14 protein-coding genes are annotated in these 14,570 nt (G+C 60.4%); 7 read left to right on the forward strand and 7 right to left on the reverse strand.

The genetic code is table 11. The annotated features are described in order from the left end of the window. Positions 1 to 103 precede the first annotated feature (103 nt). Entirely contained in the window at positions 104 to 1,429 is a 1,326-nt protein-coding gene (gene rhaI, locus AEYBE204_RS33665) for an L-rhamnose catabolism isomerase (RefSeq protein ID WP_023463006.1), read from the forward strand. A 51-nt stretch (positions 1,430 to 1,480) separates the two neighbouring features. Beyond that, a complete protein-coding gene (locus tag AEYBE204_RS33670) occupies positions 1,481 to 2,212 on the forward strand; it encodes a DUF1961 family protein (protein WP_023463007.1) in 732 nt (243 codons plus the stop codon). Between the two features lie 28 nt (positions 2,213 to 2,240). On the opposite strand, the gene bioB is transcribed toward AEYBE204_RS33670, so the two are convergent. Beyond that, positions 2,241 to 3,224 carry a biotin synthase BioB gene (bioB, locus tag AEYBE204_RS33675; protein WP_023463008.1) on the reverse strand — a complete coding sequence of 328 codons (984 nt, stop codon included), beginning with the start codon at positions 3,222 to 3,224 and terminating at the stop codon, positions 2,241 to 2,243. Between the two features lie 606 nt (positions 3,225 to 3,830). On the opposite strand from bioB, the gene ahcY reads away from it, so the two are divergent. The 3 genes from ahcY to AEYBE204_RS33695 all read left to right on the forward strand — a co-directional run bounded on the left by ahcY (position 3,831) and on the right by AEYBE204_RS33695 (position 6,149). Next, a complete protein-coding gene (ahcY, locus tag AEYBE204_RS33685; protein ID WP_023463010.1) occupies positions 3,831 to 5,228 on the forward strand; it encodes an adenosylhomocysteinase in 1,398 nt (465 codons plus the stop codon). Positions 5,229 to 5,242: 14 nt separating this feature from the next. Beyond that, positions 5,243 to 5,578: a hypothetical protein gene (locus AEYBE204_RS33690; RefSeq protein ID WP_155908433.1), complete on the forward strand. Its 336-nt coding sequence runs from the start codon at positions 5,243 to 5,245 to the stop codon at positions 5,576 to 5,578. Between the two features lie 91 nt (positions 5,579 to 5,669). Next, positions 5,670 to 6,149 (forward strand): hypothetical protein, encoded by a 480-nt coding sequence (locus AEYBE204_RS33695; protein WP_023463012.1) that lies wholly within the window; start codon positions 5,670 to 5,672, stop codon positions 6,147 to 6,149. A 3-nt stretch (positions 6,150 to 6,152) separates the two neighbouring features. On the opposite strand, the gene AEYBE204_RS33700 is transcribed toward AEYBE204_RS33695, so the two are convergent. Then, entirely contained in the window at positions 6,153 to 6,986 is an 834-nt protein-coding gene (locus AEYBE204_RS33700) for an AraC family transcriptional regulator (protein ID WP_023463013.1), read from the reverse strand. Positions 6,987 to 7,076: 90 nt separating this feature from the next. On the opposite strand from AEYBE204_RS33700, the gene cutA reads away from it, so the two are divergent. Continuing rightward, complete coding sequence (gene cutA / locus AEYBE204_RS33705) at positions 7,077 to 7,391, forward strand: divalent-cation tolerance protein CutA (protein ID WP_023463014.1); 315 nt, start codon at positions 7,077 to 7,079, stop codon at positions 7,389 to 7,391. 18 nt (positions 7,392 to 7,409) lie between these two features. On the opposite strand, the gene AEYBE204_RS0120550 is transcribed toward cutA, so the two are convergent. The 3 genes from AEYBE204_RS0120550 to AEYBE204_RS33715 form a co-directional block, all read right to left on the reverse strand. After that, positions 7,410 to 8,093 carry a TIGR03915 family putative DNA repair protein gene (locus AEYBE204_RS0120550; protein WP_255346437.1) on the reverse strand — a complete coding sequence of 228 codons (684 nt, stop codon included), beginning with the start codon at positions 8,091 to 8,093 and terminating at the stop codon, positions 7,410 to 7,412. 319 nt (positions 8,094 to 8,412) lie between these two features. After that, positions 8,413 to 9,642: a putative DNA modification/repair radical SAM protein gene (locus tag AEYBE204_RS33710; RefSeq protein WP_023463016.1), complete on the reverse strand. Its 1,230-nt coding sequence runs from the start codon at positions 9,640 to 9,642 to the stop codon at positions 8,413 to 8,415. Positions 9,643 to 9,883: 241 nt separating this feature from the next. Continuing rightward, the gene (locus AEYBE204_RS33715; protein WP_023463018.1) at positions 9,884 to 10,690 is read right to left on the reverse strand and encodes a class I SAM-dependent methyltransferase; all 807 of its coding nucleotides are present in this window, start codon (positions 10,688 to 10,690) and stop codon (positions 9,884 to 9,886) included. 144 nt (positions 10,691 to 10,834) lie between these two features. Here AEYBE204_RS33715 and AEYBE204_RS33720 point away from each other — a divergent pair, with 144 nt between their 5' ends. Next, positions 10,835 to 11,971: a serine hydrolase domain-containing protein gene (locus AEYBE204_RS33720; RefSeq protein ID WP_023463019.1), complete on the forward strand. Its 1,137-nt coding sequence runs from the start codon at positions 10,835 to 10,837 to the stop codon at positions 11,969 to 11,971. Positions 11,972 to 12,163: 192 nt separating this feature from the next. On the opposite strand, the gene rarD is transcribed toward AEYBE204_RS33720, so the two are convergent. Further along, a complete protein-coding gene (gene rarD, locus AEYBE204_RS33725) occupies positions 12,164 to 13,087 on the reverse strand; it encodes an EamA family transporter RarD (protein WP_023463020.1) in 924 nt (307 codons plus the stop codon). Between the two features lie 298 nt (positions 13,088 to 13,385). After that, positions 13,386 to 14,414: an aspartate-semialdehyde dehydrogenase gene (locus tag AEYBE204_RS33730; protein ID WP_023463021.1), complete on the reverse strand. Its 1,029-nt coding sequence runs from the start codon at positions 14,412 to 14,414 to the stop codon at positions 13,386 to 13,388. Between the last annotated feature and the right edge of the window lie 156 nt (positions 14,415 to 14,570).

Consider the following 14,570-nt stretch of genomic DNA (forward strand, 5'->3'; position numbering starts at 1 on the left):
GACATAAAATACTTTGCTCGACGGCACACACAGCGCAGTTGATTTGACTCGCCCGCACTTTGGGCCGTAATGGAGCACAAAAGTAAGATTTCAGGACCCCCGCATGGACGATATCGCCGTCAAGAGACACCTGTCGGCCCTGCCGCAGGACGTGATCGACGCCGAGAACGACAAGCTCATGGCCGCGCACCTCTACGACTATGAGGGCCTGCGCGTGCGACTTGAGCGCGCCGACATCGATATCGAGACGGTCGTCCGCCGCCTCATGACGCTGGAAGTCGGCCTGCCCAGTTGGGGGATGATATCCGGCGGGACGCGTTTCGCCCGTTTCCCCATGCCGGGCGAGCCGAACAACATTTTTGAAAAGATCGAGGACTGCGCCGCCGTCCATCAGATCGCTGGCATGACTCCGCGCATTTCGCTGCATTTCCCGTGGGACGCCAGTTACGATTATACCGAGGTGCGCCAATACGCCGAGGCTTACGGCATCGGTTTCGACGCGGTCAATTCCAACACCTTTCAGGACCAGCCGGGACAGGCCCTCTCGTACAAATACGGCTCCCTCAGCCACACCGACCGCGCCACGCGTCAGCAGGCCATCGAACACAATCTCGAATGTATCGAGATCGGGCAGAAGCTTGGCTCCAACGCCCTGACCGTCTGGCTCTCGGACGGCACCAACTTCGCCGGTCAGGCGCAATTCGCCGAGACGCTGGAGCGCTATCTCGACAGCATGACCGAGATCTACGCCGCCCTGCCCGACGACTGGCGCGTGTTTCTTGAGCATAAGCTGTACGAACCCGCCTTCTATTCGACGGTCATTCAGGACTGGGGCACCTCGATCCTGTGCGCTCAGCAACTCGGGCCGAAAGCCCAGTGTCTGGTCGATATGGGCCACCACGCACCGAACGTGAATATCGAAATGATCGTCGCGCGGCTGGCGCAGTTCGGCAAGCTGGGCGGCTTCCATTTCAATGACTCGAAATACGGCGACGACGATCTCGATGCCGGGTCGATCAACCCGTTTCAGCTCTTCCTGATTTTCAACGAACTGGTCCACGCCGAAGAGCGCGCGGTAAAGCGCGGCACGGTCTTCGATCCCTCCTACATGATGGATCAGTCGCACAATGTTACCGACCCGATGGAGAGCATCCTCAATTCGGCGCGCGCCATTGGTGGGGCCTATGCCAAGGCGCTGATCGTCGATCGCGCGGCCATGGCGGAGTATCAGGACGCCAACGACGTCATGATGGGGCACAACTGCCTGCGCATGGCTTTTGAGACTGATATGCGTCCGGCCCTGGCCGAGGCGCGCCGTCGTAAAGGGGGCGCGATTGATCCGATGGCGGCCTTCCGCGCAACCGGGTACCGCGCGCAAAAAGCCCGCGCCCGACAACCGCGCCGGGCAGAACGCGGCGGGATTTGCTGATCCGCGCGTTTAAAGCCTTATTGCCATGAAAACTCGAAACGGAGATCGGTCATGAAACTCGACCGCCGGATATTTCTGACCGGGCTGGCCGCCACAGGTGCCGCCTCACCGCTGTTCGCCAAGGAAGCGGGCGATCTGGTCTATGCCAATCCGCTGAAAACGCCCGCCGATGTGGCGACATTCAAAATGGAAGGCGAGGCGAAGGTCGACTTCCCCAATGGCCGGATGCAGATGAGCGCGCTGCGCGACGCCGCCGACGGTCAGGCCTCGAACTTCGTCTTCTGGTGCCCGGAGGTCTTCCCCGACGACATCGAAATAAGCTGGGATTTCCGCGTCCTCAAAGAACCCGGCCTGTGCATCCTGTTCTTCGCTGCCGCGGGCGTCAACGGCGAGCATATCCTTGATCCGAAACTGAAACCGCGCGCCGGGATCTACGACCAATATACCAAGAGCGACGTACAGGCCCTGCAAATCTCCTATTTCCGCCGCCGCTGGGAAGAGGAACGCGCCTTCCACCTCGCCAATCTGCGTTACGCGCCGGGGTTCGAACTGCTGGCGCAGGGTGCCGATCCCCTGCCCGACGTCGAGGACGCCAAGCCGCCCTACCGCGTGAAAATCCGCAAGTCCGGCGCGACGGTGGCCTTTACGATCAACGACCTGCCGGTGGTCAACTGGACCGGCGGGCCGGAGCGGAAATGGCCGACCAAGGGCAGCATCGGCTTCCGCCAGATGGCCCCGCTGGTGGGGGAATATGAAAATCTGGAAGTGCGGAAGTTGAGATAACCCCCTCTCCCCATAGGGGAGAGGGAGACTACATCGTCATCGGACGCAGGCCGAGGCTCTGCATCAGGTGCGCGTCCGTGCCGCGCTCGGGATTGGCCGTGGTCAGCAACTGATCGCCGACAAAGATCGAATTGGCCCCGGCCATGAAACAGAGCGCCTGCAATTCCTCGCTCATCTCGTTGCGACCCGCGCTCAGACGCACCATCGACTTCGGACAGACGATCCGCGCCACGGCGATGGTGCGCACGAATTCGACCGGCGTCACGCCACCCTTCACCTTGGATAATTCACCCAAAGGCGTGTTCGACACCGGCACCAGATTGTTGATCGGCAGGCTGTCCGGATGCGCGGGCAGCGTCGCCAGCTGATGCAGGAATGAGGCCCGGTCGGCGCGTGATTCCCCCATACCGACGATGCCGCCGCAGCAGGTCTTCATGCCGACCTCGCGTACGGCCTCCAGCGTGTCGAGACGCTCCTGATAGGTCCGCGTCGTCACCACATCGGCGTAATATTCCGGCGAGGTGTCGAGGTTGTGGTTGTAATAGTCGAGGCCTGCGTCTTTCAGCGACTTCGCCTGATCCGCCGTGATCATCCCCAACGTGGCACAGGTTTCCAGCCCCAAGGCCTTCACTTCCGAAATCATTTCGGCCAGAGCGGGGACGTCTCGGTCCTTGAGGTCGCGCCACGCCGCGCCCATGCAAAAACGCTGCGCTCCGCCGTCCTTTGCGGCCTTCGCGGCCGTCAAAACTTCATCGACCGGCATCAGCTTCGACGCCTTGAGACCCGTCTTATGGTGCGCCGATTGCGAGCAGTAGCCGCAGTTTTCCGCACAGCCGCCGGTCTTGATCGACAGGAGCTGCGACAACTGCACTTCGGAGGGGTCGAAATATTGCCGGTGCACGGTGGCCGCGCGATAGACCAGCTCCATGAACGGCAGGTCGAACAGGGCGGCGATCTCCGCCTTGGTCCAGTCGTGACGGACGGTGACGAACGGATGCGCGGTATCGGCCATGTAATTCCCTTATTCTCCTCCCTATCAAGCCCTTGGGCGCAGATGGGGAGGTGGATTTGGCGCGAAGCGGCAAAGACGGAGGGGGCGGCACCGCCGCAATACCCCACCACCATCTGCGCTGCGCTTGATGGTCCCCCTCCCCGCTTCGTAGGGAGGAGATAGCCGGTTTAGCCCGGATCGCGCAGACTGGTCAAACACTAGTCGGCAAGTTTCAAAATAACACGTCTATTTGGACCGAGACCCGAACAGCCAGACAAGTCCCCATCCCGTAACAAATAGCCCCCCGAAAATGCCAAATTGGAGTAAGAGCCCCCACGGCGACACCCACATCAACGCCGCACCATTATCGCTCCAGTGTTTGAAAGCATAATCCGTAAGTAGGAAGGGCACAGCGATCATAACCACCCCTACCCCCAGTATAATCAGTCCCTTTATGCGCTTATTCTTCATGACCGCCCTCAAATTGAACATAGTTCATACTACAAAGTCAGCGATCTCGCATCAGAAATTTCATATAAAGATATCTTTATATCCCAATTGCACTTCGCCGCCGACCTCGCTATAAGACCGGCAACATCTGAAACCATATAGGCGAAGGCACCCCAAATGGCCGCTCAAGACTTCATCGTAAAAGACCTCTCGCTCGCCGCCTGGGGCCGCAAGGAACTCGATATCGCCGAAGGCGAAATGCCGGGCCTGATGGCGACCCGCGCCGAATACGGCCCGCTGCAATCGCTGAAAGGCGCGCGCATCGCCGGCTCGCTGCACATGACCATCCAGACCGGCGTCCTGATCGAAACCCTGCAAGCGCTGGGCGCCGAAGTGCGCTGGGCCTCGTGCAACATCTTCTCGACGCAGGACCACGCCGCCGCCGCGATTGCCGAGCGCGGCACGCCGGTCTTCGCCATCAAGGGCGAGACGCTGGAAGAATACTGGGACTACGCGCACAAGATCTTCGAGTGGCACGACGGCGGTTACCCGAACCTGATCCTCGACGACGGCGGTGACGCGACGCTGCTGACCGTGCTCGGCCCCAAGGCCGAAAAGGACGCCACGCTCCTCGACAACCCGACCAACGAGGAAGAAGAAGCCCTCTACAAGGTCATGAAGCGCTACCTGAAGGAAAAGCCGGGCTTCTATTCGGCAATCCGCGACGCCATCATCGGCGTGTCTGAAGAAACCACCACCGGCGTCCACCGCCTCTATGCCATGGCGCAAAAGGGCGACCTGCCCTTCCCCGCCATCAACGTCAACGACTCGGTCACCAAGTCGAAGTTCGACAACCTCTATGGCTGCCGTGAGTCGCTGGTCGACGCCATCCGCCGCGCCACCGACGTCATGCTGGCCGGCAAGGTCGCGGTCGTTCTCGGCTACGGCGATGTGGGTAAGGGCTCGGCGGCCTCGCTTCGTAACGGCGGCGCGCGCGTCATCGTCACCGAAATCGACCCGATCTGCGCCCTTCAGGCCGCCATGGAAGGCTACGAAGTTCGCACGGTCGAAGAAGTGGCCGCGCAAGGCGACATCTTCGTCACCTGCACCGGCAACAAGGACGTCCTGCGCCTTGAGCACATGCGCGAGATGAAGCACAACGCCATCGTCTGCAATATCGGCCACTTCGACTCGGAAATTCAGGTCGCCGCCCTGCGTAACTACAAGTGGGACGAGATCAAGCCGCAGGTCCACCACGTCGAATTCCCCGACGCCAAGAAGATCATCATCCTGTCCGAAGGCCGTCTGGTGAACCTCGGCAACGCTACGGGTCACCCGTCCTTCGTCATGTCGGCCTCGTTCACCAACCAGACGCTGGCGCAAATCGAGCTGTGGACGAACAACAAGGCCTACGACAAGCAGGTCTATACCCTGCCGAAGAAGCTGGACGAAAAGGTCGCGCTGCTGCACCTCGAAAAGCTGGGGGCCAAGCTGACGGTCCTCAACCCGGAACAGGCCGACTATATCGGCGTCACGGTCGAAGGCCCGTTCAAGCCCGAGCATTACCGGTATTAATGGCACGCGGACCGATGAACACGGTGGTGGTACGGGAGAGGCTTTATGCGGCCTATCCCGGCCAGACCCCTTTCGAGGTCATCGTGGAGATCGGAACGCCGTATGCCTTTGAGGGTGGTGACAGCGAATGGGTTTGCCCGGTAAGCATTCCCGCTCTGAACTACACGGATCAGCAGGTACATGGCGGGAGCGCGCTACAGGCTCTGTGTCTGGCCCTGTGTATGGTCAGGATGCACCTCACACTTGTGCGGGATGAGGGCGGACGTCTGAGCTACACGGCAAACGGCGAAGACGATTATGATATCGTCTCCAGTTTCGGGCTTTCTGATGTTTCGCAGAATACAAATTAGACCCCAAACCCCGGACAACCATCCGGGGTTTTGTTTTTGCTGCGGGTGTGTAGAACGATTAGCCACGACACCATCATCAACCGGGGACAAGATGACGTCAGGCCTTAAAATTACAGCGACAACCCTCGTTCTGGCCCTGCTCTTCGGCTTTCTGGGCTTTTCGTTCATCGTGCCGGTTGACGATCCATCCCTGCCGGTCGAGCTCGCAGGTTATCGCGCCAGAACCGAACAGGACTGCGTGATGATGAGCCTCGTTTACCATCAGTCCTATGCCGGTCTGGGACTTCTGCCGCGCTGGCTAAGTTGCAAGGTGGTGACGATCGAGGGTGAAACCGTCTACCGATCCCGGCACTATCCCGAGATGAACCGTGAAACCCTGCCGACCGTCGAGGGAACAACTATCATCAGCCCCTATGTCAACCTGCCTACGCACGATGACGCGACTCACGCCCATCTAAGCATCGGCAACCCCAGCGGCGACGGTGAAAGCGGCATAGGCGAAAGGTGCGATCTCGTCAGGACGCTGGGCTTCTGGCGCGTCCATAAATGCGAGCAAATCTGGAGGTCTTAAGACCTAATCCACCGGCACCCAGATTTCGATCACGCCCGTTCCTGTGCGACCGTCGAAGCGGTCGTCCATGCGCTCGAAGCTGGGGTCGTAGCGCACCTTGAGGCCTGAGGCGGGCAGCCAGGCGTCGTAGATCGTCCGCCACGTCTTTGAGATGCCCGACACGTGACCGCTATGTTCGAACACCGCATAGCGTCCGGCGGGCAGGGGCACGCTCGTAAATTCAGGTGGCAGATTATCCGTGTCGCTGACCTCGACGCCAGACAAATAGTCGATGCCCTCAGGACGATAATTATAGGACACACCGTAACTCAACCCGCCGACCTGCCCGTCGATATGGCCGAAATAGTCGCGAAAGCGCGCCCACTGGCCCGGAATGCCGGAGAAGTTGCTGAAATCGTAGGTGCCGCTAAGACCGGCAACGGTCAAAGCATCGAGGCGCTCGATGCGCGGGGTTTGCGGCGGCAAGGTATCGTCTGAGGTCAGGGCGGACATAGGCAGGGCCTCCGTTAACAAGGGTTGGATCGTATCGGGGTCGTGCAAACAGGCCCTGGGCGTCAGACCGAACTCGGCGCGAAAGGCGCGGGTAAAGGCTTCGTGCGAGCCATAACCGGCCCCGATCGCCGCCGTCAGAATATCGCTGTCGATTGTCAGTGCTTTGGCGGCTTCGGACAACCGTCGCGCTCTGACATAGGCCATTAGTGGACGGCCCGTCGCCAGCGCGAACAGCCGCGTCACATGAAAGGCCGACACGCCGTGGGCACGGGCGACCTGCGACAGGCTAAGCGGTTGGCCAAGGCGGCTTTCAACGTACCAGATGAGTTTCGCGGTCAGGCTCACGACAGGTTTCCGGGTTTGCGTGGAGGCTATCCTGCACCCTTCACGAAAGCGATATTTGATCGGTCTTGCGGTCGGGCGTAAGATTCGAGCATGACCGATATCCTGACCATATCCACCACCTGTGCCACCGAGGCGGAGGCCGAACGTCTGGCGCATCTGCTGGTCGTGCAGAAGCTGGCGGCTTGCGTGCAGATGACGCCGATCCGTTCGACCTATCGCTGGCAGGGCGAAATCGAGACGACCAACGAGGTATTGCTGACGGCCAAGACGGTGAGCGCGAAACTGTTTGCGCTGGAGGCATTGATCGAGGCCGAGCATAGCTACGAAGTGCCGGAGATCCTGGCAACCCGTGTCGAATGGGCCAGCGCCCATTATGCCGCGTGGCTGCGGGAGGCCTTATCGTAGAGCCCCCTCACCCGGCGCTTACGCGCCACCCTCTCCCCGTGGGGGCGAGGGGAAAGACCGGCGCTGCAAAGCCGCGTGGAATTTTGGCATGGAGTTGGACGCCTCGCGTTCGGCCATGTCGCGCACGCGTTGTTCGGCGTCGCGGATCAGGTCGGGGATCAGTTCGGCTTCGGGCAGGTTTTTCCAGTATTTCTTTGGCATTTCCGACTGCATCATCTTCACCTTGAGGCGGGCCGGGTTGAAGATGTGCGCAAAATAGGTGCGCCACAGGTCGTCGGTGTCATCGACGATCTCCGGCTTTTCCGCCGCTTCGTCGGAGGTACGCAGGGTGTCACCGTCCCATACCGCCGAGCCTTTGGGCGTGGCGATGATCCAGTCCATATCGGTAAAGCGGCGCTGGAAAAACGGCGCCACGCGGGCGACGATAAAGTGTTCCGGTTCGAACCACGCGATGAAGCGGCGACGGTCGCCGGTTTCCGGCAGTTCCTTGAAGCGCACGAAGGCTTTCATCTTGTGGCTGTCGCGACCGACGGATTTCTGCATCGCATGGGCGCGCACAATGTCCGGGCCTGACACATCGCCGAGCAGATGTTTTTCGGTTTGCAAGCGCCACAGCAGGCGATAGGCGAGGTCGAACCGCGCGGGGTCCGAGTGGCAGATCACGGCTTCGGCGAGCGTGAGGAAGGCGGGGGGAACACGTATTTCCCCTCGCCCCTTTGGGGAGAGGGTGGCGCGTAGCGCCGGGTGAGGGGGAGGCCCAAGAACGCTTACAGAAGCCCCCTCACCCCAGCCCATCGCTGGCGAAAGCTGTACTTTCGCGGGCGCTATACCCCACGGGGGAGAGGGGGATAGATCATCAAACAACCCGTGCTCACCCCCCTGTGCATTCCAGTCGATATCGCGGGGCGGCACACCCGCGCACAGCGCTTCACGCGCCGCATCGCGCCATTCGGTAAACTCACCACGGGCTCTCAACTCTATTTTCATGACACCAAATTTCGGGTGCAGGGGTCGGCACCTGCTACAACAACACCAACTGTTCCGGTGGCGGGGCGAACATATCGCGCAGGTCGCCGCGATCGATCAGACTGACCGGCGTCCAGCCGGCGGCCTCGATAAAGGCCTTGACCTTCTTGATCGAGACCTTCAGCCGCCCCAGATCGTCGAGCCCCAGTCGCCGGTGCTTGCGCGCCATCAGAATCGACATCACCGTCTTGACGCCGAAACCAGGCACGCGCAGCAGCATCTCCTTGTCGGCGCGGTTGATATCGACGGGGAAGCGGTCGCGGTTCGACAAGGCCCAGGACAGTTTCGGATCAATGTTGAGTTCCAGCATACCGTCCACTTTCCCTGCGGTAATTTCATCCATGCCGAAGCCGTAGAAGCGATACAGCCAGTCGGCCTGATACAGGCGGTGTTCACGCACCAGCGGCGGTTTGGTCAAAGGTAATATCTTGGAGGCATCGGGTATTGGCGAGAAGGCCGAGTAATAGACGCGGCGTAAACTGAAATTCGAATAGAGTCCGGCACTTGATTTCAATATAGTGGCATCCGATGTCGGTTCGGCGCCGATAATCATCTGGGTTGACTGTCCCGCCGGCACGAAACGCTTGCGACGTTTGGTGTGGGTAGGCTCGGACAATTCATCAATCTTGATTTTAAGCGCCCCCATCGAGCGACGAATATTGGCCGGATGCTTTTGCGGGGCAAACTTTTCTACCCCGGCATCGGTCGGCAATTCGACATTGATCGATAACCGATCGGCGAACAATCCGGCCTCCTCGATCAGCTTGGCCGAGGCTTCGGGAATGGTTTTCAGGTGGATATAGCCGCGGAAATTGTGTTTCACGCGCAGGTCGCGGGCGATGCGCACCATCTGCTCCATCGTATAGTCGGAATCGCGGATGATCCCCGATGAGAGAAACAGGCCTTCGATATAGTTGCGGCGATAAAACTCCAGCGTCAGCCAGACGACCTCTTCCGGCGTGAACCTTGCCCGCTCTACATTGGAGGATGAGCGGTTGATGCAGTAGGCGCAGTCATAGATACAGAAATTGGTCATCAATATCTTGAGTAGCGAGATACACCGCCCATCCGGCGCATAGGCGTGGCAGATGCCGGAACCTTCGGTCGAGCCTAAACCGCCGGATTTCGACGAGTCGCGTTTCGATGTTCCCGATGAGGCGCACGAGGCATCGTATTTGGCGGCATCGGACAAAACAGCAAGACGTTCACGCAAACTCTTTTTCATAATTGTTCATGATATGTTCTTTAAATTTAATCGTCAATCGCTTTTGGACTGACGATCAAATTCTACGGAAGCGTTACCATGAGCGCGAGGATCAGGCCGCCGGTCAGACCGAGGCCCATCAAGGAAAAGGTGAGTGTGGTTTTGAGTTCGCGCATGATCAGCTCCCGTGGTTATGGGACGATCATGCGCGTGGTTTCATCAGGTAAATATGGGCTTCCGCAGCACGATTATAATAAACCGATCAGGGCTTGCGGAACGTCAGCGTCATGCGGTCGGATTCGCCGATAGCGTCGTACTTGGCGCGCTCGTCTGCCGTCAGCGTCCGGCCCGCCTGTTCGCTGCGGCGGATGGGTTTCAGCGTCCACACGCCGAACGGATGGTCGCGCGTGTCCTTGGCGTTAGCGTTGATCTCGGACTTTCCAACAAAGACGAACCCGGCCTTCTTGGCGGCTTCGATGACGTAGGATTCCGGCACATAGCCCGTCCCGGCCTTGGGGTCCGAGCCTTCCGGCGCGCGATGCTGCTCGACCGCCAGAATGCCACCCGATTTCAAGGCCTTGAACGCCGCGTTGAGTTGGCGATCGGTCGCACCGTCCTGCCGTGCCCAGTTGTGGAAGGCGCGCGCAATGAGCACCAGATCGGCCTCATTGGCCGGCAGGGCATCAAGCGTCGAGGCGCTGACGGCGCCGTAGATGGATTTGTCGGCGACCTCGGCCCAGAAGGCCGGATCGTCGACCTTGCCCAGAACAGCGGTGTAGCGACCCTTGGTCTTATAGGCGTAGGGCGCCAGAATCTCGGTCCACCAGCCCTTGTTGCCGGGATAGTATTCGACGATCTGCGCGCCGGGCTTAAGCCCCCAGAAGGTCAGGCTTTCGACCGGATGGCGGAATTGATCGCGGTCCTTGTTTTCCGCCGTGCGCCACGCGCCGTCCACGGCGGCTTTTAGCGCGGTGTCGGTGGCCACCGCGTGGGTTTCGTGGCCTTCGTGAGCCACCGCAGGCACGGCGACGGCAAGAAAGGCAGCGATGGTCGGAACGGCAAGGCGCATGGATGTCTCCTGTCAATTTTGCGGCTCAAAAGCACGGCCAAATGCGGCCTTTTTGCGGCGTCGGCCCCGCGCAATCGATGGCAGAACGGTTGCCCTGATCCGCCGCGCCGCCTATAGCTACTGTAAGTGTTACGGAGACCCCGCATGACCGAGATCCACGGCTTCGCGCCCGCCAAATTCGCCGCGGTCAAGGACCGCTTCGCGCAGAACTTCGTTGACGGACCGGAAGGGCTCACCGAAAAGGGCGCACGCTTTACCGTGGTGCGCGGGGAAGAGGTCATTCTCGACCTGTGGGGCGGGGTCAGCAACCGCGAAGGCACGATGCCCTTCACCGACACGACTCTGACGCCGATCTTTTCCTCGACCAAGGCCGTGACCGCGCTGATGATCGCGTGGCTGGTCGATCAGGGCAAGCTCGACTACAATTACAAGGTCTCGGTGCTGTGGCCGGAGTTCGGACAGAAAGGCAAGGACAACATCACGCTGGGCCAACTGATCTCGCATCAGGGCGGTTTGTCGGGGTTCAGTCCGCCGATCGATCCAGCCACGTGGTTCGATATCCCGGCCCTGCTCGACGCCTTGTGCCACCAGACGCCGTTATGGACGCCCGGAGAAGGCTCCGGCTACCACCCGATCACCATCGGTTATCTGCTGGGCGAGATTTTTCGCCGTGCCGACGGCCGGACCTTGGGGACGGCGCTGCGCGAAGAGATTGCGGAGCCGTTGGGACTCGACCTGATGATCGGCACGCCGGAAAGCGAATTCCCGCGTATCTCCGAAATGTGGAAACCGACCCGTGCGCCCGACCTCGGCCCGCTCGATCCGATCAAGCAGGCCGCCTTCCTCGACAAGGGTTCCTCGCCGGCCGGTCGGGGTTCCGGCGACTGGCGCCAGATGGAAATTCCCTCGGCCAACGGTCACGCCACAGCGGAGGCTTTGGCCAAGTTGATGCAGGTCGTCGCCAATGGTGGCCAGCTTCAGGGCAAGGCGATCCTGTCCGAAAAGACGCTTAATGACGCGACGAAGGAACGCGTCTATGGCCGCGACCGCGTCCTGCCGTTCGACCTGTCGTGGGGGGCAGGGTTCCTGCGCAACAAGGGGATCAACATCTACGGTCCGAACGCCCGTACCGTCGGCCACAGCGGCTGGGGCGGGTCGTGCGTGCTGGCCGATCCCGATACGCGCATCAGCATGGCCTATGTGATGAACAAGCAGTCGCATTTCCTGATCGGCGATCCCCGTCCGGTGGGGCTGATCAACGCGTTTTACGGGGCATTGTAATTTCTCCTCCCTGTCGCGTAGCGATGGGGAGGTGGCAGCGAGCCGAAGGCGATGCTGACGGAGGGGGATGCCTCCGTTTCAAACTACATGCACCGAGGCTGACGATTCAGCGACTTCGTCGCCCCCCCCGTCAGTCCGCTGCGCGTCCTGCCACCTCCCCATCTCGCCAAAGGCTCGATAGGGAGGAGGGAGTCAGGCCACCCGCATGGCCTTTGCGCGCCTCCAGGCACCGAAGGCAAAGACCAGCGCCCCGCCCCAGATAAAGACGAACGACAGCGCCCGCAGCGGCGTAAACAGCTCGCCCTGAAACAGGCCTATAAAGAAGGCGATGGTCGGCGCCAGAAACTGAATGAAGCCCATGGTCGATAACGGCAGCCGCCGCGCCACGTAGGAAAACAGGAACAGCGGCAGCACCGTCACCGGGCCGGTCAGGGCGAACCAGAAGGCATTCATCGGCGCGTCGAAGAAATGGCCCGCGCCCTGCCCTTCGAACCACACCAGATAGACAATCGACGGGATGAACAGGAACACGCACTCGACGAATAACCCGGCCAGCGCCGAGACGGCCAGTTGCTTGCGGATGATGCCGTAGGTGGCGAAGCTCACCGCCAGAGTCAGGGCGATGTAGGGCACGTGCCCAAGCGCCGCAGCCTGAACGCCCACACCAACGACGGCCAGCCCGATGGCGGCCTTACCGTAATTGTCGAGGCGTTCCTTGAACAGCAAGGCGCCTGCCGCCATGTTGATCAGCGGGTTGAGATAATAGCCCAGCGCCGACTCGATCGTATGGCCGTGGGTTACCGCCCAGACGAAGACGCCCCAGTTGATGGCGATCATCAGGGCAGCGATCAGCAAGGTCAGGGCGACCTTCGGATTGAGGAAAATACGCACGACTTCGGGGAACTGCTTCGTGATCAGGACCAGCCCGCCTGACCACAGAACCGCCCACAACGAACGGTGCGCCATGATCTCCAGCGGTTCGGCGCCGAAATGCTTCATCGGCAGATAGATCAGCGGCGCGAAGCCCCAGACGGCGTAGCACAGTACCGCCAGCCCGATGGGCGAGGCGAAGAAGGGTTGCGATGGTGTGGTCGGTAGGCCAGAGGCGGTCGACATGGTTACATCCTTATACCTCCCCGGTGTACCGGAGAGGGGGACCGCACGACGCTTGCGGAGCAAGCTAGATGCGGTGGTGGGGGCTCGGGGCGTTTCAACACGCCCGGTGCCCGTTAAAATCCTACGCGAGCCCCCCTCCGTCACGCTTCGCGCGCCACCTCCCCCGGCGCGCCGGGGGAGTAGAAGAACCTGCTGGTTTCAATTTTTACTTCCTAACGAAGCGTGGTGACACGGCAATGAAAAACCGGCGGAACCTGGGGTTCCGCCGGTTGAAAAGGATCACTTTGTGTGAGTGACCTTAAGCATCCACTGGCGTCAGAACCCCGCGTTCGTCGAGAAGCTGTGCAATCTGCACGGCGTTGAGCGCCGCGCCCTTGCGCAGGTTGTCCGAGACGCACCAGAAGGCCAGGCCGTTCGGCACGCTCGGGTCGGTACGGATTCGCGATACGAAGGTGTCGAATTCGCCGACGCACTCTTTCGGCGTCACGTAGCCGCCGTTTTCGCGCTTGTCGATGACGGCGATGCCCGGCGCTTCACGCAGGATTTCACGCGCCTCGTCTTCGCTGAGAGGGTTCTCGAACTCGACATTGATCGACTCGGAATGGCCGACGAAGACCGGCACGCGGACGCAGGTCGCGAAGACTTCGATATTCGGATCGAGGATCTTCTTGGTCTCGACCTTCATCTTCCACTCTTCCTTGGTCTGACCGTCTTCCATGAAGACGTCGATGTGCGGAATGACGTTGAAGGCGATTTCCTTGGTGAACTTCTTGGCGGGCACGTCGCCCATGACGAAGACGGCCTTGGTCTGATCCCAAAGTTCGTCCATGCCTTCCTTGCCCGCGCCGGCGGTCGCCTGATAGGTCGAGACGATGACGCGCTTGACGACGGCGGCGTCGTGCAGCGGCTTGAGCGCCACGACCATCTGAATCGTCGAGCAGTTCGGGTTGGCGATGATGTTTTTCTTCTTGCAGTCCCAGATGGCGTCCGGGTTCACTTCCGGCACGATCAAAGGCACGTCGGGGTCCATGCGCCACGCCGACGAATTGTCGATGACGATGGGACCGAGCTTGCCGATCTTTTCCGACCATTTCTTGGACACGTCGCCACCGGCCGACATCAGGACGATATCGACCTTGGTGAAGTCGAACTGCTCAAGGTCTTCGCACTTCAGGGTGCCGTTCTTGAACGAGACTTCGACGCCCAGCGATTTGCGCGACGCGACGGCGTAAATTTCCTTGATCGGAAATTCGAGCTCTTCGAGCGTTGCCAGCATTTCACGGCCCACGGCGCCGGTAGCGCCGACAACGGCGACACGATAGGTCATCGTAATCACTCCTGAAGTTAAATTTTTATTTTGCCGCGCATTTGATTCCGAAAACCGCTGCACACTTTTCGGAATGCGCTGCAAGTAAATCGGCATGAAAAACGGGCCGCTGGTCATAGCGGCCCGTGCCTTATCAGAGAAAGCCATCCGGGAAAA

Source organism: Asticcacaulis sp. YBE204, assembly GCF_000495855.1.
Lineage (GTDB): Bacteria > Pseudomonadota > Alphaproteobacteria > Caulobacterales > Caulobacteraceae > Asticcacaulis.